Here is a 22,259-nt window from a genome sequence, read left to right on the forward strand (position 1 = left end):
ATCCTTCTGTCCGGCCGTCTGTCCGGAACCGTTCGGCAGGGGAGATCATCGCGGCCCTGGGTGACCGGTGCCAGCCCGTGTTTTCGGCCAGTCCGTCGGTCAGGCGCGCTGGGTGTACCAGGCGCCCTGGCCGTCACAGCCCCGCGCGTTGTACGTGGTGCTGCGGTAGCCGGGCGGGATGGGGGAGCCGGGGCAGGTCCAGATGCCGTCGCGGACGAGCTCGTGGTACCAGGCGCCGATGCCCTGGCAGTAGGTGCGGTTGTACCCGGTGGTGACGTAGCCGGACACGATGGGGGAACCCGAGCAGGTCCAGGTGCGGTCCTTGGCGAGGTTGTGGCGCCACTGGCCGATGCCCCTGCACCCCTTGCGGTCGTAGTCCGTGATCACGTAGCCGGACACGATGGGGGAGCCGGAGCAGGTCCAGATCCCCTCCTTCACGGGCTCCTGGTACCAGGAGCCCGCACCCTTGCACCCGGTGCGGTCGTAGTCGGTGATGACGTAACCGCTCGGAACGGGCGCCCCGGAGCAGGACCACTGCCCGCTGGGCTTCCACGCGTGCGGCGCCGCACTGGCCGTGCCGGCGCCGCTGCCCGTGAGAACGGCCGTGATCAGGGCGAGAACGCCCATGACGTGCCGTAACCGTCTGTCCACCGCACACCACTCCTGTCGTCGAGATCGCGTGAACCGCTGTCAGGGATCAAGAACATCGGACAGGGGTGCGAAAGTCATCAGGTTCCGTGGTGGTGTGAGAAGAGCGGCATAGGCCGTGAACGGCTGTCATGCCGGGAAGGACCTGATATAAGGCCGGCGTATGCGATCGCTGTCGGGTCACGGCCGGGGCGTGGGCCCCTTGAGGTGCTGGCTGATCCACTCCATGGGGCCCATCCCCATGCCGCGGACGTAGGTCTCGGCGTTGTGGACGCCGCCGGGTATCTCCGTCAGGTGGGTGTGGACGGGGCCCTTGTCGCCGTAGGTGTGGATGAAGTTCTTGACGCCGTTGATGGTGATCGGGTGCTCGGCGGTGCCGTACTGGAAGGCGATGTAGACGTCGGGGCCCTTGGTGTCGATGAGCTGCTGGGCGAGCTTCTGCGGGTTGTTGGCCTGGCGCTCGGCCTCGTGGCCCTTCCAGTGGGGCGAGTCGGGGACGATGTCGGGGCCGGAGGCGATGACGGCCTTGAACCTGTCCGGGTGCTGGAGCACGGACTTCAGGCCGGCGAAGCCGCCGCTGGAGGAGCCCATGAAGGCCCAGCCGTCGCGGGACTTGAGGGTGCGGAAGTTGGCCTTGACGAAGTCGGGGACGTCCTCGGTGAGCCAGGTGCCCATCTTCGGGCGGCCGGGTATGTCGCTGCCGTCGTGGTAGTCCTCCTTCTTGTCGGTGCCCGGGTTGAGCACAGGCATGACGACGATGAAGGGCTGGGCCTTGCCCTCCCGGGACCACTTGGCGATGGACGACTGGAGCTTGAGGTTGGCGCCGATCCAGTAGTTGCCGCTGGCCCCGGGGCCGCCGGGCAGGGCGACGAGGACGGGGAAGCCGCTCTCGCGGTACTGCGGCTCCTGGTACTGCTTGGGGGCCCACACCCACACCTTGCCGGTGAATCCGGACTTGGCACCGTGCAGCGTGGTCTTCGCGATGGTCGTGCCGTCCGCGAGCTCGCTCTCCACCCGGAGGTCGGCGGCCGGGCCGGTCGGCATCAGCGTGTCCGAGTCGGGGGTGGCCGAGGGCTTCCCGGGCTTGGCGGGGTCGCCCGGCTTGCCCGCGTTGTCGCCCGCGAAGCTGACCGGTTCGCCCTTGCGGGAGAAGAACCCGGACCAGTGCAGCACCGGCCAGGCGGTCACGGCGAGGACCACGACGACGGCCAGCACCGTCCACCACAGACGGGCACGGGACCGGCGCACCTCCCCGTAGGGCGAGGCGGTGCGGCGGGAGAACAGCGGCATGGTCGAGCTCCAGATGATGACGAGCGCCCCGGGGCCGGCACTGCGGACCGGCGCGACCGGGGCGATGGTACGAAGGAGGCAGGCGTGACCGCGGAGGCGATACGCGTACCGGGAGAAGGAAACCAGGTGATGTTACGCGGGTTGCGGGCGCCCTCCCCCTGAGCGGCCCGGATGCCCGAACGCGGGCACGCGGAGGGCCTTTCCGGTCACCCCGCGCGGGGGGCCGGGGGCGGAGCCGGGGCCGGAGCGAAACGATTTTTCTGGGATTCCGCGTCGATGTGTACGGACCCGGCGTATACGTGCCGACGGTGCCGGCCACCCCGAGGGCGGCCGGCACCGTCACACCGCACAGGTCGGCGCCGGGCTCAGCCCGGCTGCCGCATGTCCTGGCACGACGGCCTCGCCCCCGCCTGGTGGGGGGCCGTGCACAGGAACAGGGGGCGCTTCGCCAGAGACTTGTCGTCGGCGGGGAGATGGAAGGGACGGTCCTTGTCGATCGTGTCCTGGACGTCGACACCGGTGCGCAGCTGCTGGAAGACGTTGGAGGCGCGCGGTGGGATCCTGCTGCCCGTCCAGGTGTTCTTGATGGCGACCGCGGCGGCGCGGAAGGAGTCGCTCCCGGTGGCGTGGTCGCTGTGGCCGTCCTTGGTGAACGCGATGTACGTGATGTCGACCGCCGTGAAGCGGTCGAGGTGGCTGAAGTCAGGGTTCTCCGGGTACTCGACGAGAGTGGTGATGTCGGACGCCAGCAGCGGGAAGGGCGTGCCGCCGGGGCACACCGACTCGACCTCGTTGAGGATCTTCGGCAGCTGGCTGCCGCGGGCGGCGAAGAGGGTGACGCCGCCGTTCCTGTTGAGGTCGCAGATCTTGTGCGCCAGGTCGGGCAGCCCGCTCACCACGCCCGGCTGGCCGAAGTCGGGGGTGCGGACGATGGCGGGATCGCCGACCCGGACGCCCTGGGCGGTCAGCTCGCTGGTCAGGTCCTCCCGCAGGTTGCGGCTGTAGTGGTCCTTGTCGTCGTAGATGATCAGCGCCTTGTCGCGTTTGAGGTCGGTGACGCGCCGGGCCAGGGCCCGGGCCAGGTGGCGGTTGGTCGGCTGGGTCTGGAAGTACGTGGCGGTGTCGGTGGCCATGAAGTCGCCGGTGACCGAGGCGCCGATGACGGGCAGGTCGGGGGAGAGGCGGTTGATGGCCTGCACGGAGGCGTCCCGGCTCTGGGCGATGCCGATCACCGCCGAGATGCTCGTACCGTCGGCGGCCAGCGCGTTGATCCGGTCGGCCACGGCCTCGCCCTGCGCGAAGGCGTAGCCGGAGTTGGCGACGATCAGGCGCAGGGACGGGCGCTCGGCGTCCCCCACGGCCAGTTTGTTGTACTCCGCCTGGGCGTCGGCGGCACCCTCCAGCTGGAGGACTCCGGCGGGGGTGAACTGTTCGGCCATCCCGTCGGCGCGGGCGGTGAGGGGGGCGAAGAACACCACGGTCCGGAAAGGGCGGCGTTCGGCTTCCTTGTTCTGCTCGCGGATCCGGTCCTGGAGGGAGCGCAGCATCTTCTGGTTGTCGCCGTCCGTGAAGTAGCAGCCCGAGCCGGCGGTGTCGATGCCGACCATGGCGCCCTGGTCCTCCCACATGCCCTCGCAGGGCTCGCCCGGCCACCACTTCACCACCGGCAGGGCACCGGCGGCCAGGATCACGGCCAGCACGGTGCCCAGGTAGGCGGAGTACCAGGGGACGTGCTTGGGCCGGACGGCGACGTTGATGTCCAGCCAGTCGGCCACCGCCGACTGATCGCCTCCGGCCAGGCGGACCGGCAGCTGCCCGTCCTCGGCAGCGGGTTTCGGAGCGCGGCCGAACAGATTCAGCAGCGGCCGCAGCCGCGCCGCCGCCTGTGCCGGGGTACCGGCCTCGCGCCGGTCCCCGTCCGCCGTCGTGCCGCCCTCCGGCGTACGCGCTGCCAGGACCAGCAGGGGCAGCCCGGGCCGGCGCACCTTGACGAGGCCGTCCAGCAGCCGGCGGCTGACCGAGCCCCGACCCTCCACCCGGGGCAGCAGCAGGACGAACGGCCAGGCGCGGCGCCGCCGCCAGGGCCGGAGAACGCCCCTGCGGCGGGCGCGGACGAGGTCCACGGCCAGCGCCTGGAGGAGCAGGGACTGCCGCAGGGCGGCCCGGTCGCGCAGCTGCCCGTGCCTGCTCAGGAAGAGGGCCGCGGACAGGAAGCGGGTGGCGGGTGTCCGCCCGGCGCCGCTCACCGTGGGCGCGTACCAGCGCAGGCGCCTGGTGCGGTTGAGCCAGGCGCGGTAGCCCCATTCGAGGGGCTGGGCGATCAGCCAGCCGGCCGCCGTGCCGAGCCAGCTGTTGAACTGGCCCGGTCCTCCGTCGTCGATGAACTTGCGCAGCGCCCCCAGCCCCGGAGTGTCCTCCTCCCAGGCGGCGCAGAGCCGCTGGGCCAGGACGCGGCGCTGGGTGCGGACCGCCCCGGCGCCGACGTCGATGTCCAGGACCCGGCGGCAGGTCCAGTAGGTGGGCAGGGCCAGGGTGCCGGACCGCGCGGGCATGCTGGTCTCCAGCTGCCGGCTGAGGGCGTCGAGCAGGACGACGTCCGGTTCGTCCGAGTGCCGGGCCCGGTCGTGCAGCGCGTCGTCGAGTATCGCGTGGGGGACCAGGCCCGCCCCCGCGGCGTCGTACAGCCGGTCGAGGTAGCCGGTGACGAACTCGGTCCCCTGCCGCCCGTCGCTCTCGACGACGAGCGCGGGCAGCTGCCGTCTGCGCACGGACTGGCCGATCAGCCCGTCGAGGACCTCCACCAGGTCGCGCACCCCGTCCAGTGGCGGAATCCCGTTCATGCCGTCCCCCTCACGCAGTGTCACTCTGAGGGGAGGACTGTCCCACCAAGGATCGGTGAAGGCTGGACGATCACCGTCATTGTCCGCAAGTGCGAGAAACCGCCCGTACGCGGGACGGACGGCGACCGCCGGATGACCGGGCTTGGTCACCGCGGTCCGCTGTCCGTCCCGGTGGTCCCGCTGCCCGTCCCGGCTACGCGGCGCCGAACGGCACCGTGCGCCACGGGCTCTCCGGGTCGCTCAGCAGGGCCCGGTGGGCGTCGAGCACATCCGTGTACCAGGTGCCGAACTCCTCGGCGTCGAAGTGCAGGCACCGGCCCAGCACATAGCCGGCGGAGAACTCCTCCCACGACCCGTAAGCGTCCCGCGCGGCCGCCGAAGCCCGCTCCAGCGCGGAGTACATCTCGGCCTCCGTGGCGTACCGGGCACCCCGCCCCCAGCGGGCCATCTTCGAGGCACGCCCGGTGTCCCAGGCGGCGACGGTGCGCACGAACCCGTCCGGCGGCAGCAGCCCGTCGGCACGGAACCGCGCCTCGTACCGCAGCACCTCGCCCACCAGCGCGCACAGGTGCTCGACGAACCCGGCGAACTCCGGGTCGTTCACGTCGTCCCCCGCCTCCCGCGCCCGCGCCCGTATCTCCGACGCGACGAGGCCGCGCCAGCGCTGCGGGTCGACGCGGCCGCCGGACGCCTCCGCGAGCGCGACCCGGGCCCCGAGGACGAAGTCCCAGTACCAGGGGCTCACGTCGCCGGTGAGCAGCCGCTCCTGCGTCGAGCGCCAGTCGTCCCGGCCGCCGACGCCCCAGTACTCGTCGAGCCGTTCGACCTCGCCCCGGTAGCCCATGCCGTGCCAGTCGGGGGTGTTCCACGCGTCGCCGTTCTGGAAGCACAGGTGGGCGCCGCAGGCCAGGCCGTGCAGCAGCGGCCCGGACACCGGACGGCCGGTACGGCGGACGACCACGCGGTCGCCCAGCCCCGCCGGCTCGAACAGATCGTGGTGGAGGTCCAGCCAGGTCTCCCGCTCGTCCTCGTCGGTCGAGAAGTACTCCTCGCAGGGCGTGGCCGCGTTCACCGCGAGGATGTCCACGTCGCCGGGCAGGACGCCCGCCAGCGCGCCCAGGGTCGCGTACTCGTACACCAGGTGCGGATGCGGCCGCGGCAGCAGGCCCGCGGTGTACACCTGCGCCGCGACGCGTCCGTCGGGCAGCGGATTGGTGAGCATGGGGTGCTCGTCCCCGCCCGCCGCCCGGGCCTCGTCGAGCCGCACCGGGTAGTACACCCCCTCGACGGCGAGGGTGCGCAGGTAGCCGTACGCGTCGCCGGTGCGGCTCAGCTTGTACAGCTTCTGCTCCAGGTCGGTCGGCGCCTGCCAGCGGCTGCCGTCCGCCGGCGCCTCGACGAACGGGAAGTACTCGTCGTGGACCTCGTCCTCGGGTGCCGTGTCCTCTGCCGCCGTGTGCATGAGCTGGTGTTCCTTCCGTGCCGTGCCGCCGTCCGGGGACGGCTCAAGATCGCCCGGGTACGGTACCGGTGGTTCCGTCCGGCACGGTCGGCAGGGCCGCCGGGGCACTCTTGCGCCCGGCACGCGCCTGTAGTGCCCTGTTCCCCATGGGGAAGCGGAGAACTGCCGCACTGATGGCGGCACTGGTGGCGGGATCACTCCTGACGGGCGCGCCGGGGGCGCGGGCCCGGGCCGACGGGCCGGGCGGCGACGGCCGGCCCCCGGCGACCGGTTCCCCACCGCTCACGGGCGCCTATCTCGACGGAGTGACGATCCCGGAGCTCCAGGCGCGCATGACGGACGGTTCGCTGACCTCGGCGGCGCTGACCGCCGCCTACCTGCGGCGGATCGAGGACGTCGACCCCACCATCCACGCGGTCCTGCGCACCGACCCGACCGCCCTGCGCCAGGCGGCCGCCAGCGACGCCCGGCACCGGCGCGGCGAGACGCGCGGCCCGCTCGACGGCATCCCCGTCCTGCTGAAGGACAACGTGAACACCCGCGACCTGCCCACCACGGCGGGATCGCTCGCGCTGGCCGGGCGCCCGCCGGCCACCGACGCCGTCCTGGTGACCCGGTTACGGGACGCGGGCGCGGTGATCCTGGGGAAGACCAACCTGTCCGAGTGGGCCAACTTCCGCGCGGCCAAACCGACATCGGGCTGGTCGGCGGTCGGCGGCCAGACCCGCAATCCGTACGTGCTGGACCGCAACCCGTGCGGCTCGTCCTCCGGTTCGGCCGCCGCGATCGCCGCCTCGCTGGCCCAGGTGGCGATCGGCACCGAGACGGACGGCTCCATCGTGTGCCCGGCCGGCATGAACGGGGTCGTCGGGCACAAGCCGAGCCTGGGCCGCGTCAGCCAGGCCGGCGTGGTGCCGATCTCCGCGGAACAGGACACCGCGGGCCCCCTGGCCCGCAACGTGATCGACGCCGCGCTCGCCTTCCAGGTGCTCAGCGGCGACCGGGAGTCGACTGGCGACACGACCGCGCGCCCCGACGGCCTGCGCGGACGGCGGATCGGCCTGTGGCGGCTGCCCTCGCTCGGGCCCCGGGTGGACGCCCTGATGACCCGCACGGCCGAACGGCTGCGCGCCGCGGGGGCGGAGGTCGTCGAGGTGACGCTCCCCTACCAGGAGCGGCTCGCGGCCCTGGAGTTCCCGGCGCTGCTGAGCGAGTTCCACCGGGACATCGACGCCTACCTCGCCACCCGCGAGGGGCCCCGCGACCTGGCCGCGCTGATCGAGTTCAACCGCGCCCACCCGGAGGAGCGGACCTGCTTCGCCGGGCAGGAGCTGTTCGAGCAGGCCCTCGCCGCGCCCGGCACCGGCACTCCGGAGTACCGGGCGACGCGCGCCGAGCTGAAGGACCTGTCGCGGCGTTCCATCGACGAGACCATGGCCGCCCACCACCTGGACGCCATCGCCTCCCCGGCGAACCCGCCCGCCTGGACCACCGACTGCGCGCGCGGCGACAACGACGTGATCCCCTCCTCCACCCCCGCCGCCGTGGCCGGCTACCCGTCGCTGTCCGTGCCCGCCGGCTTCGTCGGCGAGCTGCCCGTGGGCGTGCTGCTGATGGCCGGTGAGCGCCAGGACGCGCGGCTGCTGTCGCTGGGGGCCGCGGTGGAGCACCGGCTGGACGCCCGGCGGGCGCCCCGCTACCTGCCGTCGGTGGGTACGGGGGAGCCGGGCGCCGCGGGCGGGCGGTAGACCACCGTCGGCCGTCCCCGGCGTGCGCGCGGACACGCCGGGGCGCACGCTGCATCGTGGACGGTGCCACTTCCGAACGGTGCCGCTCCCGAAAGGAACGCCGATGCGTCGAGCGGGCATGGCCGTGCTGGGAGTCGCCGCCCTCGCGGGAACCGTGGTCATGGGGCGACTGGCCTACGGGATCGACACCGCCTCGTTCCCGATCTCGGCCGCGGCGGGGGAGTGCGCGGTCTCCTGGCGGGCGCAGGGCGTCACGTTCACACCCCTCGCGCCGGGCGGTGCCCCCGTGTCGTTCGCCCTGACCGGCGGCGGGGGAGACCTGGAGGTCGCCGGCGAGCCCCTGTCCCTCGCCCAGGAGCCGGCCAAGCTGGCCGAGGCGATCACCATCACGGGCACCGCGACGGGCGGCTTCACGCTCAGCGACCGCAGGGGCAGGACCATCAGGGTCACCGAGCCGGAGGTGAAGCTGCCGGTCGGCGGGTTCACCCACCGCGTCAGCACACCGGCCGACCCGGCGGGCACCCGGATCGCCACCCTCGACTACGCGAGGCCCGCGCGGCTCTCCCCCCGGCTCCTCACCGCGCTGCCCGCCCGCATCAGGACCGACGTCACCGCCGACATGGTGGCCGCGCCCGCCTTCGCCAAGACCGTGCGCGACGTCTTCGGCGCCGGGACGATGACGGACCGGGCACCCTTCGGGACGTGCACGGGACAGGTGACCACCCAGTGACGGCGGCTGCCGCGCCCGGGGTCTACCTCCGCCCCGTCAGGAGTTCCCCGGCCGCCGGCAGGTCCGCCGTGTCGAGGGGGATGAGGTCGGTGATGTGGGGCGGCAGCCCGAAAGCGTCGACGAGCGCGGGCAGGTGCGCCCCCAGATCGCCGTGGAGGACGTCCAGTTCGTCCCGGATCCCGGGCACCTGACGGGCGTCCAGCAGGCCGGTGGCGACGAGATCCCCGCCGTGCGCGCGCAGGGCTTCCAGGAGGAAGACGCGGCACAGGCCGGTCAGCAGGCGTCCGGCGTCCGGGTCGGTGGCGCCGGTGGCGGCCGCGGCGGCGAGGAAGGCGCCGCCGGCCAGGGCGGTGGCGTGCAGGGCGAGGGCTTCGGTCGCGGTGCCCGCCGCCCGGTTCCAGCGGTGGAGGGCGCTGGTGGCGCCCGGCTCGCGCAGTCTGCTCGCCGCCTGGGCGCGCAGCCGCTGTTCGAGGGAGCGGAGGAGGTCGCGCAGCGCCGCGGGGTCGTCGAGGCGTACGGTCCCCGCCCGCGGCCGGGCGGGTGCGGGGACGGTCGTGGTGCCGGCCCCGAGGAGGCGTTCGGCGGCGGCCTTGACCCAGATGGCGAGGTTGTCGCCCTCGGCGGTGATGGTGCCCTCGATGTTGAGGGGGAACTCGGCGAGCCCGCCCACGGGAAAGAGACCCTGGGCACCGCAGCGCTCGCGGCATTCGACGAGGACCTCGCGGGCCGTCCACGTGGTCCATGCCTTGGCCACGGCGACCAGATGCTCGCACTCCTCGCGGTCCTCGGCCGTGCGACCGGCCCAGCGACGGGTCGCCTCGCGGTGGAGGAAGGTCATCGCGTAGGCGGTGGCGGTGGCCCTGGTCAGCCGGTCCGCGTGGCTCCGGTGCGCGACCAGCGGGACCCGGTCGCGGCCGGTCAGGTCGGAGATACGGCGCCGGTGGGCGTAGCGGACGGCGATGGCCACGGCGGCGCGGGCGCCGCCGACGCCGCACGCGCTCATGCACAGCTTGCCGGTGGTGACGCGGCCGATGGAGGTCAGGAAGCGCTTGCGGGGACTGGCGATGCCGCCGGTCGGCGTCCCGTCGGGGGCGAGCCGGCCCTGCGGCCCCTCCAGCAGGGCCTCGCGCGGCAGGAGCAGATTGTCGAAGGCGGTCAGACAGTGGTCGACCGGGGTGCCGGTGCGGTGCGGGAGACGGCGGACCGTCACCCCGTCCCTGAGGCCGCGCCCGTCGTGGAGGTCCACGAGGAAGAGGAAGACCCCCAGGTCCTTGCCGTCCACCAGCAGCCGGGCCGCGACCAGACCGCTCTTGGGGCCGCCGATCGGACTGGTGTTGGGCATGAACTTCGCCGCGCCGGGGTGCGGGGTGTGGAGGACGAAGCCGCCGGTCGCGGGGTCGTGGACGGCCCGGGTCTCCAGAGCGGCGGCGTCGTTGCCGTGGTCGACCTCGGTGCACAGGAAGGTGCCGACGCGGTCCATGCGCGCCCAGACGTCCAGGGGACGGCGGGGATCGGGGTCGTGGTCGAGCAGGCTGCCGAGGAAGAGGTTGTAGTGGATGCCGGCGACGGTGGCCAGCGAGCCGTCGACGACGGCGGTCCACTCGTGGAGGGCGGCGAGCCCCACCGGGTCGGCGGCCAGCGCCAGGGGGTCGGCGACCGAGTCGTTCAGCACCCGCAGCCGCTCGTAGGCGCGCGCGGCGCTCGCGTCGGGATCCAGGTCCTCCCGCACCGCGCACACCGGGTCCACGACCTGGGAGCGCCAGTGGGTGTGCCCGTACGTGGCGGCCGGATCGTCCGCGAACAGGGCCCCGGACAAGGCCTCCACCAGGCGGGACGGGCGGGGAGGGGGCACGTCGAGCTGCTTGATGATCATAGTCTGAGGAACTTATCGCGTGACGGGTGGGTTACGGTCCGTGTCCATCGGTTTTCGGTCGGCCCTGTCAGGACGCCCGCCGCCGCTCCCACTCGCTCTTCGTCAGGGTGTACTCGACGTCACCGTGCTCCGATCCCTCGATCGTCTCCGGCCAGTCGCCGAAGTACGTACGGACGTAGGTGAGCCCCGCCTTCTCCATCACCCGCCGCGACGCGTCGTGGACCGTCATCGCGTTGGCGGTCACCCGTCGCACACCGAGCTCGGTGAAACCCCTGTCGATCAGCGCGCGGGCGCCTTCGACGGCGTACCCCCCGCCCCACGCCTCCCTGCGCAGCCGGAAGCCGAGCTCGACCACCTCCGGGCTGTCGTCCCGCACCGGCCGGAAGAGGAACCAACCGAGGAAGACGCTGGTGTCCCTGGTCTCCGCCGCCCAGTAGCCGTACGTGCCGAGCCCCGGGTGCCGGTGGAGGAAGCGGGGCAGGCGCTCGGCCCGCATCTCCTCCCGGGACGTCGGCCGCCCGCCGTTGATGTACCGCATCACCTCGGGGTCGCCGTCGAGCGCGACGAGGAGGTCCAGGTCCTCGTCGCTCGCCGTGAACGGCCGCAGGGTCATCCGTGCGGTCTGCAAGGAATCGGTCATGGCGGGGTCCTCCGGTGTCCGCGGAGCCATTGCGGTGAGGCGGCGTCCCACCGGCCCGCCATGCCAGGATGCGTCACGGCGGCTCCGGCCGCTTCGGCTCATCCCTCCGCCAGCACCTCGCGGATCACGTGCCGGGCGTTGCGGGCCATCGCCGGGTTCGTCCCGCGGTAGTAGGGGAGGGCGATCAGCGCCTGCGACAGGGTCCGGCCCCGGCCGCGGCGCCACGTGGCGTCGTCCACGCCGAGCGCCTCGCGGAAGACCTTCCGAGCGTCGGACGGCAGCAGGTTCCACGCCGGGAACAGGTCGCAGGCCGGATCGCCCACCCCCATGCACCCGAAGTCGATCACCGCGGTCAGCCGGCCGGCCTTCACCAGCAGGTTGCCCGGCATCAGGTCGGCGTGCAGCCACACCGGCGGACCGTCCTGACCCGGGGCCCGCAGCGCGTCCTCCCAGACCGCCGTCACCGCGTCGCAGTCGACTCCCTCCTCCGGGAGCCCGCGCAGCCGCTCGATCGCGGCCCGGGTCTCCGTGTCCTGTGAGACCAGAGGGCCGCCCCGGTGCGCTCGGGGAGCCCCCGGCAGGGTGATGCCGCGCATCGCCGTCACGAACGCGGCCAGATCCCGGGCCAGTGCCGCGGGGTCGCTCAGCGCCCCCTCCACGGGGTTCTCCCCGTCCAGCCAGCGGTACACCGACCACGACCACGGATATCCCCCGGCCGGCTCCCCGTGCCCGAGCACCTCGGGGACGGCCGTGGGCAGCAGGGGTGCCAGGCGCGGAAGCCACTCCCGCTCCCGCACCACGTCCTCGGCGCCGCCCTCCCCCAGCGGCAGCCGGACGGCCATGTCGTCGCCCAGCCGGTACATGGCGTTGACCGTCCCGCCGGACGGAAACCGGTGCACCGCCGCCCCGGCCCACCGCGGGAACCGCTCGGCGACCAGCCGCCGTACGAGGCGTTCGTCGAGGGGATGTCGGCCGGGGTTCGTCTGCCCTGTGCTCATGAGGCGTCATCCGACCGCCGCACCCCGGCGGGCGTCAAACGTTTTTACCGGCGGCAGCGGATCAGGGGTGGAGGGCGGCCCAGGTGTTGGGGCCGATGATCCCGTCGGTGGTGATGCCGAAGGCCAGCTGGAAGTCCTTGACCGTGGCGAGGGTCGTGGGACCGAACTTCTTGTCGATGGCCACGTTGCGGTAGCCGTAGACCTTGTTCAGGACGCACTGGGCGTGGCCGACGGCGTCGTTGGCGCTGCCGTTGGCGATCTGCGGGTGACCCCCGGTGTAGGGGCACAGCCGCCATTCGCCGCTGGCGGCGTCGACCGGGAGGGCCCCCGCGGTGGACGCGTGGTGGTCGTGCGCGGTGCGCGCTTCGGCGGTGTCGCCGCCGGGCGTGACGCCGGGCGCGAGGGCGAGCGCGCCGCCGGCCAGCGCTGCGGCGAGGAGGACGGGGAAGCGGCGTACGGACATGAGGTCTCCTGGACCGAGGAGGGGGGACGGGACGGCAAACTGTGGCGGGGTGATCAGACCCAGGGGCAGCGCGGCAGCCCCGGGAACGGGTGCTGGGGCGCCTTGACGGCCCGGGCGGGCACGACGCCCCAGCCCTTGATCCGCGGCAGCTTCACGACCTCGTCGCCCTGGGTGTAGTACCAGACGCGGGTCTGTCCGTCGGGGGCCTCGCCCTCGGTCCAGCAGGTGAAGAAGCTGGGCGAGAGCTTGAGCCGGCCGGTCACCGGCGCGTTGTAGGCGGAGCGGCCCAGCACGTCGGAGGGGAAGTTGTCGCAGTACAGGTCCATCTGGAAGACGTTGCCGATGTTGTCCTGGTGCGTCTTCCCCTGGCGCAGCGCGCAGGTGCCCGTGGTCGACGGGGCCTCGGGGGGCGTCGCCATGGAGGCGGGGGCACTCGCGGCGAGCAGGGCCACGGCCAGTGCCGCGGCCGCCCGGAGACGGCGGCGCGCCCCGAGCGGGGAGGCGGTACGCATGCTCACTCCTCACCCCACCCGCAGCGCGGCATGCCCGCGACGGGGTGCTTCGCGACCCTGAGCTCCGAGGAGTGGAGGTAACCCCAGCCCTTGTTCTGCTTGTTGCCCATGACCGTGTCGGCCTGGGTGTAGTACCAGATGTCGCTTCCCTTGAGCGGGGTGCCGAACTTCCAGCACACGAACCAGCTCGGCGAGAACAGCATCTCGCCGTTCACGGTCTGGACCGTCGACTGCAGGCGGGTGTTTGTCAGGTCGTGCGGGCAGACCATGTCCCCGTTGTAGGTCATCCGTGTCCAGTCGACGTGACGCTGCGCGGGCCGCGCCTGGCATTCGGCGGCGCCGGTCGCGTCGGCCGCGGACGCCGGGGGGACGAAGGGCAGCAGCGTGGTGCCGGCGAGGGCGGCGGCGACGGCGCCCCGGCGGGTTCTTCGCCGGCGGGGCGGGGGCGATGAGGCGGACATGAGCGGGCGTGCTCCTTCCGGTGAGTTCGCGTGCTCGGTCTTTCCGTACCTCGGTGCTGAGCGTGTGGAGGGCTCGAACGCCGGCCCATCCTCACCGCTCGGCCTGACACAGGGCTGACGGGCCCCGGGTGCCGTGCGCCCGAAGTGGTCACGGCACCCGGGGCCTCGCGGTTCCTACCAGGTCACCGGGATGCTCGCCGCCATGATGGCCATGCGGTTCGGGTGCCAGGGGACCTCCGCCGGCGGCACCGCCAGCCGGATGTCCGGGAGGCGGTCGAGCAGGACGTGGAAGGCCGTGTCGGACTGGCGGCGGACCAGGTGGGCGCCCGGGCAGTGGTGCCTGCCGTAGCCGAAGCGCAGGTGCGGGTTGGGGGTGCGGGAGGGGTCGAAGGACTCGGCGTCGGAGAACGCGGCGGGGTCGAAGTTGACCGCGTCCAGGGAGAGCAGGATCATCTCGCCCTCCTTCACCTCCGCGTCCCCGAGCCGCGCGTCGCGGGTGACGAAGCGGGGGATCGCGTTGCCCAGGACGACGCTGCACCGCAGCAGCTCCTCGACGCACTGCGGCATCGTCTCCGGGCGGGCCCGGACCGCGCTCATGACGTCGGGCCGCTGGAGGAGGTTGAAGGCGGCGACGCCCAGGAAGCTCGCGAAGTCCTCGTAGCCGCTGACGAAGAGGACGGACACGATGTTCGACAGCTGGCGGTCCGTCAGGCCCTGGTGCTCGGCGTTGAGGTCGGCGAGCCGGTCGGCGAGGCCGCGCGGCGCGCCGGGGCTGCGGGCGGCCATGTGGTCGTGCATGTAGACGCGGATCTCCTCCCAGTTGCGGGCGAGCTCCTCGTGGGTGGGCGTGACCATGGTGAGGTCCAGGTCGGCGCGTACGGCGAGCCAGGCGTGGTCCTCGAAGGGCAGGCCGAGCAGCCGGCACATGCACTGCCCCGCGACCCACTCGGCGAAGTGGCGTTGCAGGTCGCCGGGGCCGCCGTCGCGGACCATCGCGTCCAGGCCCTCGCGGGTGACGGCCTCGACCCACTCGGCGGGCAGCTCGGGCTGGTTGCGGCCGAGGGCCTTGAGCACCTCGTCGCGCAGGCCGGCCTTCTGGAGGTGGTTCATGGCGTCGAGCAGCTCGGGCGCCAGGATCGGGGCGTCCTGCCCCGGGCTGTCGGCGTCGGCCAGCACGGAGCGGGCGAAGGCGCGGTCGCGCAGTACGTGCTGCGTCAGTTCGTAGCCGGTGACCAGCCACGCCTCGTCGCCGGAGTTGGTGCTCACCCGGGCCACGGGGCAGCGGCCGCGCAGCTCGGTGAGTTCGGGAGCGAGCCGGTCGCCGTCGGTGCTGAAGGGATAGTGAGGGAGGGGCTCGTCGGACGCGGCGTCCTCGGACACGGGCGCGTGCGGTGCGGTCACGGGGTGCGGGCCTCTTTCCTGGTCTTCGTGCTGTCGCGGGTCATGGGGTTCCTCACCAGCGCACGGGCAGCCGGGCCGGCGCCCGCAGCGGGGTGGACTCGTCCCACGGGATGGTCTCCGCCGGTACGGCGAGCTCGATGCCGGGCAGCCGTTCCAGCAGCACCCGGATGGCGATGCCCAGCTGCATGCGGGTGAGGTGCCCGCCGGTGCACGCGTGCGGACCGTGCCCGAACGCCACGTGGGCGTTGGGGGAGCGGGTCAGGTCGAGGCGGTCGGGGTCGGCGAACGCCTCCGGGTCGCGGTTGGCGGACGCCGGCACCGGGATCACCGCGTCGCCGGCCCGGATGTCCTGCCCATGGAGGGTGAAGTCCTCCGTGGCGACGAGGATGTTGATGGCGTTCATCAACGGGACGTATCGCAGCAGTTCCTCGACCGCGGTGTTGATGCCCTCGGGCGCCTCGCGCAGCCGCCGCAGCTGCTCGGGGTGGGTGAGCAGCGCGAGCAGGGCGTTGCTGGTGTGCTGGATATTGGTCTTGTATCCCGCCATGAGCATGGTGACGACGAAGCTGACGACGTCGTCGCGGGTCAGCTCGGAGCCCGGACGGCGGGCCTCGGCCAGGAGCAGCCGCACGTAGTCCTCGCCCTCGGGTTCCTTCTCCTTGCGGGAGATGAGCTCCTCGGCGTAGTCCTGCAGCGCGTACAGGGCGGCGAGCACCTCCTCCATCGTCAGCCCGGACGCGCCGAGGAGGGCGAGGGTGTGCGGCAGGTAGATCTCGCGGTCCTCGTACGGCAGGCCGGTGGTCTCGCACAGCACGCGCAGCGGCAGCGGGTCGGCGTAGCCGGCGACGAGGTCGGCCGTGCCGTCCTGGGCTCCGGCCACCATCGCGTCGACGAGCTCCTCGGCCATCGCCCGGATGCGGGGCTCCATGAACGCCAGCCGCCCCCGGCCGAACATCGGCAGGACGGTGCGGCGTACCCGCTCGTGGTGGTCGCCGGTCATCTCCAGGAAGGTCGGCAGGCACGGCGGCGGGGCGTCGTCGCCCTCGCGGGGCGGCCAGGCCGACAGCAGCGGCCGGACGAGCCGGGAGTCGGCGAACGCGGCGCGCGCGTCCTCGTAGCGGCTGATCAGCCAGCCGGTCTCGCCGTTGGGCAGCTGCGCCTTGACGACGGGCCGCTCGGCGCGCAGCCGGGCGTACGCGCAGGGCGGGCCGGCGGTGCCGGGCTCGACCTCGGGGACGGGGACGAGGGCCTCGGGCCGGGCTGTCTCAGGGTGGGCGGTCTCGGGGTGGGTCATACCGTGGGCTCCGATCCCGTCGCGGCGGGGCGCGCGATGTAGCCGGAGGCGAAGAAATACTCCAGGTACCGGTCCAGGAGGGCGGTGTCGACCGGCGGGCAGTCCAGCCCGCTGCCGGCCAGCGCCGCCTCGGCGTTGCGCCGCCCCAACACCGGGAAGGTGTCCTTGATGTACATCTCCTTGATGGACATGTCGGCGTTGCGGCTGCGGTCGACGCACAGCGACACGAACGGCGCCGTGGGCGTCGTCGGGTTGTCGGCGACGTGGCGCACCAGCTCGCCGACCCACTGCGCGTACGGCAGCGTGCGCAGGGCGAAGCCCGCGGCCCGCATCCGGTCGAGGACGTCCGACAGCATCGCCGGGCGGGGGTTGGTGAGGTGGTAGACGCTGCCGTCGGCCGTCCGGTGGGTGGCGATGTGGACCACGGACTCGGCGAGGTGGTCGACGGGGACGAAGTCCATCGGCAGCTCGATGTCGGGGGCCACCCCCGTGTCGGCGATCATCTTGAACAGCGAGCAGATCGCCGTCTCCGTGTTGCAGGCGCCGTGCACCCGGTCGCCCGTCACCTCGTACGGCCGGTGGACGGCTACTGGCAGGCCCTGCTCGGCGGCCCGCCGCAGCACGCCCTCGGCGACCCACTTGCTCTCGGCGTAGCCCATGGTGAGCCCGTCCGCGTGGGCGAGCGGCAGGTCCTCGTCCACCTCGCGCACCCCGGCGGTGCCGAAACCGGCGACGACGGCGACGGTCGACACGAAGTGCACCGGCACCCGGCGCGCCGCCGCGATCCGGACGACCTCGCGGGTGCCGTCGACGTTCGCGGGGCGCAGCTGCTCGTAGGGGTAGAGGAAGTTGACCCGGGCGCCGTTGTGCACGATCAGGTCCAGGCCGCGGGCCAGCTCGGCGGCGTGGTCCGGGGCGAGCCCCAGCCCGGGCAGGGTGAGGTCCCCGGGGAAGCACTCCACGCGCTCCCAGTCGGCCTCGTCGAGATGGAGCCCGTAGCGGGCGAGCGCGGTGCGCACCCGCTGCCCGGCGTGCGCGGGGCCGGTGGCCCGTACCGGGCAGTGGACGCGGGCGGTCGTCGAGCGCAGCAGCCGGTGCAGCAGGAAGACGCCGACGAAGCCGGAGGCGCCGGTGAGCAGCACCTCCCGGGGGTCGTGGGGGCGCGGGGCCGGGCCCTCGGCGGGCGGGAGGTCGAAGCCGAGCGCGGTCTCCGCCTCGAAGTCGACGGCCGGTTCGCCGTCGCCGGCCCGGCCGAAGCCGCCCCGGGCCTCACGTACGGCAGCGGTGAAGCCCTCAAGGGTGGGCGCGGCCAGCAGGGCCCGGATGAGGGTGGAGCCGAGGGAGGCGTCGAGGTCGAGCACGGCGAGCGTGCGGGTGACGGCCTCCGAGGCGAGCAGGGAGTCGCCGCCGAGGTGGAAGAAGTCGTCCTGGGGCGCGGGGCGTACGCGCAGCACCCGCTGCCACACCTCGGTGAGGACGTCGAGCAGGCCCTCGACCTTCGGCTCGTCCGTCTCCTCCGCCGTCGCCGCGGGCTCGGCCGGGCGGGGCAGGGGGGCGACCGACTTCAGGCGGGCGCGGTCGACCTTGCCGCCGCTCGTGACGGGGAAGTGGTCCATGGGCACCAGGACCGGGACGGCCTGCGGGGGCAGCCACTGCGCGCAGTACGCGCGGAGGTCGGGCAGCGGCAGGGGGCTGCCCGGCACGGCGGCCGTGACGTAGGCGGTCAGGGCGTCCGCCTCGATCTCGACGACGGCCTCGCCGACCTCGGGGTGGGCCCGCAGCCGGGTCTCCACCTCGTCGAGCTCCACTCGGGCGCCGCGCAGCTTGACCTGGCGGTCGAGGCGGCCGCGGTACTCCAGCAGGCCGTCGGCTGTCCGCACCACCTGGTCGCCCGTCCGGTACAGGAGCCGCCCGTCCGGAGCGACGGCGGGCAGCGGGACGAAGCGCTCGGCGGTCAGCCGCGGGTCGCCCAGGTAGCCGAGGGCCAGTCCGTCACCGCCGACGTACAGCTCCCCTTCCTCGCCCGGCCCCGCGACCGAGCCGTCGGGGCGCAGGACGTGGCAGGTGGAGGCGCCGAAGGGGCGGCCCAGCGGCACGTGCTCGGCGTCCTCGGGCAGCCGGTCGAGCACATGGGCGGTGGAGACCACGGAGTTCTCGGTCGGACCGTAGAAGTTGACCACCGTGGTGCCGGGGCAGGCGTCCAGCACGGCGTTGGCCAGCCGCGGGTCCATCGCCTCCCCGCCGGCGGAGACCCACCGCAGGGTGGACAGCGCCTCGGGGCGGGTGCGGGCGACGAGGTGGAACACGCTCGTGGTCAGGTATGCCACGGTGACGTCCCGCTCGCGGATCAGCCGCTCCAGGGCGAGGGGTGAGAGGAGCTCCTCCCGGTCGGCGAGGACCAGGCAGGCGCCGGTGAGCAGCGCGCCCCAGATCTCGATCGTCGAGGCGTCGGAGGACAGTCCGTAGGCGTGGAGGACCCCGTCGCCCGGCGCCGGCGGGGACAGTTCGGGGTCGGACAGCACGAGACGCACCACGCCCCGGTGGGGTATCGCGACGGGCTTGGGGCGGCCGGTGGTGCCGGAGGTGAAGACGACGTAGGCGCGGTCGGTGGCGGAGCCGGTACGGGGCCGGGAGCCGCGGTCGGCGCCGGGGCCTTGGCCGCCGGATCCGAGGTCGCCGGATCCGAGGTCGAGGGGGCCGAGGTCGAGGGGGCCGAGTTCGACCGACGCGCGTAGACCACGCACGCGGCGCGTGCTCCCCGGCATGGTGACGGCGGCGCTGAGTCCCGCGTCCTCGGCCATCGCCCGCAGCCGGGCCGGCGGGAGGTCGTCGTCGAGCGGGACGTACGCGCAGCCGGCCTTGAGGATGCCCAGCAGCGCCACCAGCGCTTCCAGGGAGCGACCGCCGCACACGCCGATGAGGTCGCCGGGCCGGACGCCGCGCGCGAGCAGACGTGCCGCCAGGGCGTCGGCGTGGGCGTCGAGTTGGCCGTACGTCACGGTGCGTTCCCCGTGCCGGGCCGCCGGCGCCTGCGGCCGGGCCGCGGCCTGTGCCTCGAACAGCTCGGGTATCAGGCTGTCCCGGGGATAGCCGGGTTCTTGGGAGCCGGATAACGCGGGGTCCGGGGAGCCGGATAACGCGGGGTCCGGGGAGCCGGGTAAGGACGGGTCCGAGGGGCGGGGTGACGACGGGCGTGACGAAACGTCGGTGTGGGTCATCGAGTCCTTCTTGCTGTGAGCGGCTTCGTGCGGTGCGGCCGGTGTGCCGGGGCGCGGTCGGCGTGGCCGGTGCGGGTGGTGCGGGCGGTGCGCGGCGCTCAGGCCGCGCCGCCCTCCTCGCCGGCGCCCTCCTCGCCGGCGCCCTCCCCGCCGGCGCCCGCCTCGGCGAAGTCCGCCGCGAAGGCGGAGAAGTCGGCGCTGCGCCAGTGCTGCGGGCGCATCCGGAAGACGATGTCGTCCTTGAGCTGGTCGGAGGTCGAGGCCAGATACGCGCGGGCCTCCTCGGGGTCCAGGTAGCGGTGGGCCAGGGCCTCGCGCAGGGCCGGGTCGAGCGTCTCCTCGATCGCGGTGACGGGCCCCTCGACGCTGACGTAGCGGTACGGGCGCCCCTCGTCCTGGGCGCAGAGGCTGAAGCGGCCGGCGGCGCGCAGGAGTTGCGCCTTGAGCGTCTCGCGGCCTGTCTCGATCACGACGTCGCCCCCGGGCTCGTAGCCGTACCAGACCGGGACGATCAGGGGCGCGCGGTCGCCGCCCCGGGTGTCGGTGACGCCCAGGACGCCGATGCGCGGTTCGGCGAGGAAGCGTTCGCGGTCGGGGCGGGGCATGGCGGGCAGCATGGTCGGGCTCCTGTCTCGGTGCTGGTCGCCGGCCGTCCGGTGGCCGGGACCTTGTGGCCGGAGTGGTGCTTGCGATGGGGTCATCGCGCTGAGCAATCTTGAGAGGCTGAGCAATCTTGAGAGCGAGAGATCAATCCCCGACCGAAAAGCCGGTAAACACAGGATTGGGGCGGTTTTGAGTCGCTTCTCGCAGGGCCCGGCCGAAAGTCACATGCGGTGCCCGCGGGGCGTCCGTTACGGTGGACGCATGTCTACGCCCCGAATTTCCTAGCTGAGGACCCGCTTCCACGCCAGAAGTGTGTCCTTTCGCTTTTTCGGAGCGTCATCCCATGATCACCGTTCGTGGTGTCGAGCTGCGCGCGGGCGCGCGCCTGCTGCTGTCCGACATCTCCTTCACCGTCTCCCCCGGCGACCGGATCGGCCTTGTCGGCCGCAACGGCGCCGGCAAGACCACCCTGCTCACGGCCCTCGCCGGCCGCTCCACGCCGCCCGCCGGCAGCATCACCCGCACCCGGTCCGTCGGCTTCCTCGCACAGGACTCCCGGGCGGCCGACCCGGCCATGACCGTCACCGACCGCATCCTGTCCGCGCGCGGCCTCGAGGCGGCCCTGCGCCGGCTGCGGACCGCCGAGGCGGCGATGGCCGAGGCCGGGTCGCCCGCCGCGACCGAGCGCGCGATGGCCGCCTACGCCCGCGCCGAGGCCGCCTTCCAGGCCGGCGGCGGCTACGCGGCCGAGGCCGAGGCGGCCCGGTTCGCGGCCGGGCTCGGCCTGCCCGAGCGCGTCCTGGGCGAGCCCGTGGGCACCCTCTCCGGCGGCCAGCGGCGCCGGGTCGAGCTGGCCCGCATCCTGTTCGCCGGGCACGACGGCACGCTGCTGCTCGACGAGCCCACCAACCACCTCGACGCCGACTCCCTCACCTGGCTGCGCGGCTTCCTCCGGAACCACCGCGGCGGCCTCGTGGTCATCAGCCACGACACGTCGCTGCTCGCCGACGTCGTCAACCGCGTCTTCCACCTGGACGCCACCCGCGCGACGATCGACGTCCACAACACCGGCTGGGAGACCTACCTCACCCAGCGCGCCACCGACGAGCGGCGCCGCGCCCGCGAGCGGGCGAGCGCCGAGCGCAAGGCCGCGACCCTCCACGCCCAGGCGGAGAGGATGAAGGCCCGCTCGGCCACCGCCGTCATGGCCAGGAGCATGGCCCGGCGCGCCGACCGGATGCTCGCCGACCTCGAGCCCGCCCGGCGGACGGAGAAGACCGCCCGCTTCCGGCTGCCGGACCCCGCCCCCTGCGGGCGCACGCCCCTGGGCGCGGCCGGCCTGACCAAGTCCTACGGCGACCACCGGGTCCTCCACGGCGTCGACCTCGCCGTGGACCGGGGCAGCCGGCTGGTCGTCCTCGGCCTCAACGGCGCGGGCAAGACCACCCTGCTGCGCCTCCTCGCCGGCGAGGAACGCCCCGACGACGGCCGCGTGGTGCACGGCCACGGGCTGCGGCTGGGCTACTTCGCCCAGGAGCACGACACCCTCGCCGCGGAGCGCACCGTCCGGCAGAACCTGGCGGACGCGGCACCGCACCTGACCGACGGCGAGGCCCGGGGCGTGCTCGGCGCGTTCCTGTTCACCGGGGACGACGCCGACAAGCCCGCGGGCGTCCTCTCCGGCGGGGAGAAGACCCGCCTGGCCCTGGCCGGGCTGGTCCACTCCGGCGCCAACGTGCTGCTCCTGGACGAGCCGACCAACAACCTCGACCCCGCCTCCCGCGACGAGGTGCTGGCCGCGGTCGGCACCTACCCGGGCGCGATCGTGATGGTCACGCACGACGAGGGCGCCATCGACGCCCTGCGCCCCGACCGCGTCCTGATCCTGCCGGACGCGGACGAGGACCTGTGGAACGAGGACTACCGCGACCTGGTGGCCCTGGCCTGACCTCGGTCGCCTCCTCCGGCGCTTTCCCGTCCCGGGGGGGGGGGGGGGGGGGGGGGGGGGGGGGGAGGGGGGGAGGGGAAAAAAAAAAAAAAAAAAAAAAAACAAGGAGAACGACAAAAAAAAACAAAGA

17 protein-coding genes are annotated in these 22,259 nt (G+C 73.4%); 3 read left to right on the top strand and 14 right to left on the bottom strand.

What is annotated here, in order from left to right:
* Positions 1 to 99 precede the first annotated feature (99 nt).
* From AC07BS_RS17080 to AC07BS_RS17095, 4 genes are all read right to left on the bottom strand, one after another.
* Positions 100 to 651: a hypothetical protein gene (locus AC07BS_RS17080; RefSeq protein WP_478643340.1), complete on the bottom strand. Its 552-nt coding sequence runs from the start codon at positions 649 to 651 to the stop codon at positions 100 to 102.
* Between the two features lie 177 nt (positions 652 to 828).
* Positions 829 to 1,938 carry an alpha/beta hydrolase gene (locus AC07BS_RS17085; RefSeq protein WP_478932901.1) on the bottom strand — a complete coding sequence of 370 codons (1,110 nt, stop codon included), beginning with the start codon at positions 1,936 to 1,938 and terminating at the stop codon, positions 829 to 831.
* Between the two features lie 365 nt (positions 1,939 to 2,303).
* Positions 2,304 to 4,778 (bottom strand): ABC transporter substrate-binding protein, encoded by a 2,475-nt coding sequence (locus AC07BS_RS17090; RefSeq protein WP_478932903.1) that lies wholly within the window; start codon positions 4,776 to 4,778, stop codon positions 2,304 to 2,306.
* Positions 4,779 to 4,971: 193 nt separating this feature from the next.
* On the bottom strand, positions 4,972 to 6,240 hold the full coding sequence (locus tag AC07BS_RS17095; protein ID WP_478643335.1) for a DUF1266 domain-containing protein: 1,269 nt from the start codon (positions 6,238 to 6,240) through the stop codon (positions 4,972 to 4,974).
* Positions 6,241 to 6,386: 146 nt separating this feature from the next.
* On the opposite strand from AC07BS_RS17095, the gene AC07BS_RS17100 reads away from it, so the two are divergent.
* A complete protein-coding gene (locus tag AC07BS_RS17100; RefSeq protein WP_478932906.1) occupies positions 6,387 to 7,988 on the top strand; it encodes an amidase family protein in 1,602 nt (533 codons plus the stop codon).
* A 103-nt stretch (positions 7,989 to 8,091) separates the two neighbouring features.
* A complete protein-coding gene (locus AC07BS_RS17105; RefSeq protein ID WP_478932908.1) occupies positions 8,092 to 8,718 on the top strand; it encodes a hypothetical protein in 627 nt (208 codons plus the stop codon).
* Positions 8,719 to 8,740: 22 nt separating this feature from the next.
* Here AC07BS_RS17105 and AC07BS_RS17110 read toward each other — a convergent pair whose 3' ends face one another.
* The 10 genes from AC07BS_RS17110 to AC07BS_RS17155 form a co-directional block, all read right to left on the bottom strand.
* Entirely contained in the window at positions 8,741 to 10,591 is a 1,851-nt protein-coding gene (locus AC07BS_RS17110) for an acyl-CoA dehydrogenase family protein (protein ID WP_478932910.1), read from the bottom strand.
* Between the two features lie 67 nt (positions 10,592 to 10,658).
* Positions 10,659 to 11,231 carry a GNAT family N-acetyltransferase gene (locus AC07BS_RS17115; RefSeq protein WP_478643328.1) on the bottom strand — a complete coding sequence of 191 codons (573 nt, stop codon included), beginning with the start codon at positions 11,229 to 11,231 and terminating at the stop codon, positions 10,659 to 10,661.
* Between the two features lie 98 nt (positions 11,232 to 11,329).
* Entirely contained in the window at positions 11,330 to 12,229 is a 900-nt protein-coding gene (locus AC07BS_RS17120; protein ID WP_478932913.1) for an aminoglycoside phosphotransferase family protein, read from the bottom strand.
* 61 nt (positions 12,230 to 12,290) lie between these two features.
* Positions 12,291 to 12,692 (bottom strand): peptidoglycan-binding domain-containing protein, encoded by a 402-nt coding sequence (locus AC07BS_RS17125; RefSeq protein WP_478932915.1) that lies wholly within the window; start codon positions 12,690 to 12,692, stop codon positions 12,291 to 12,293.
* A 53-nt stretch (positions 12,693 to 12,745) separates the two neighbouring features.
* Positions 12,746 to 13,204 carry a hypothetical protein gene (locus AC07BS_RS17130; RefSeq protein WP_478932917.1) on the bottom strand — a complete coding sequence of 153 codons (459 nt, stop codon included), beginning with the start codon at positions 13,202 to 13,204 and terminating at the stop codon, positions 12,746 to 12,748.
* Between the two features lie 2 nt (positions 13,205 to 13,206).
* The gene (locus AC07BS_RS17135; RefSeq protein WP_478932919.1) at positions 13,207 to 13,665 is read right to left on the bottom strand and encodes a hypothetical protein; all 459 of its coding nucleotides are present in this window, start codon (positions 13,663 to 13,665) and stop codon (positions 13,207 to 13,209) included.
* A gap of 174 nt (positions 13,666 to 13,839) precedes the next feature.
* Positions 13,840 to 15,066 carry a cytochrome P450 gene (locus AC07BS_RS17140; RefSeq protein WP_478932921.1) on the bottom strand — a complete coding sequence of 409 codons (1,227 nt, stop codon included), beginning with the start codon at positions 15,064 to 15,066 and terminating at the stop codon, positions 13,840 to 13,842.
* Positions 15,067 to 15,118: 52 nt separating this feature from the next.
* Positions 15,119 to 16,360 carry a cytochrome P450 family protein gene (locus AC07BS_RS17145; protein WP_478932923.1) on the bottom strand — a complete coding sequence of 414 codons (1,242 nt, stop codon included), beginning with the start codon at positions 16,358 to 16,360 and terminating at the stop codon, positions 15,119 to 15,121.
* Positions 16,357 to 19,578 carry an amino acid adenylation domain-containing protein gene (locus AC07BS_RS17150; protein WP_478932925.1) on the bottom strand — a complete coding sequence of 1,074 codons (3,222 nt, stop codon included), beginning with the start codon at positions 19,576 to 19,578 and terminating at the stop codon, positions 16,357 to 16,359. The genes AC07BS_RS17145 and AC07BS_RS17150 overlap by 4 nt, the downstream gene beginning before the upstream one ends.
* A gap of 98 nt (positions 19,579 to 19,676) precedes the next feature.
* On the bottom strand, positions 19,677 to 20,195 hold the full coding sequence (locus AC07BS_RS17155; RefSeq protein WP_478932927.1) for a pyridoxamine 5'-phosphate oxidase family protein: 519 nt from the start codon (positions 20,193 to 20,195) through the stop codon (positions 19,677 to 19,679).
* Positions 20,196 to 20,524: 329 nt separating this feature from the next.
* Between AC07BS_RS17155 and AC07BS_RS17160 the strand changes: the two genes are divergently transcribed.
* Entirely contained in the window at positions 20,525 to 22,129 is a 1,605-nt protein-coding gene (locus tag AC07BS_RS17160; protein WP_478932929.1) for an ABC-F family ATP-binding cassette domain-containing protein, read from the top strand.
* Positions 22,130 to 22,259: the final 130 nt, after the last annotated feature.

Source organism: Streptomyces sp. NPDC044063 (assembly GCF_056434285.1).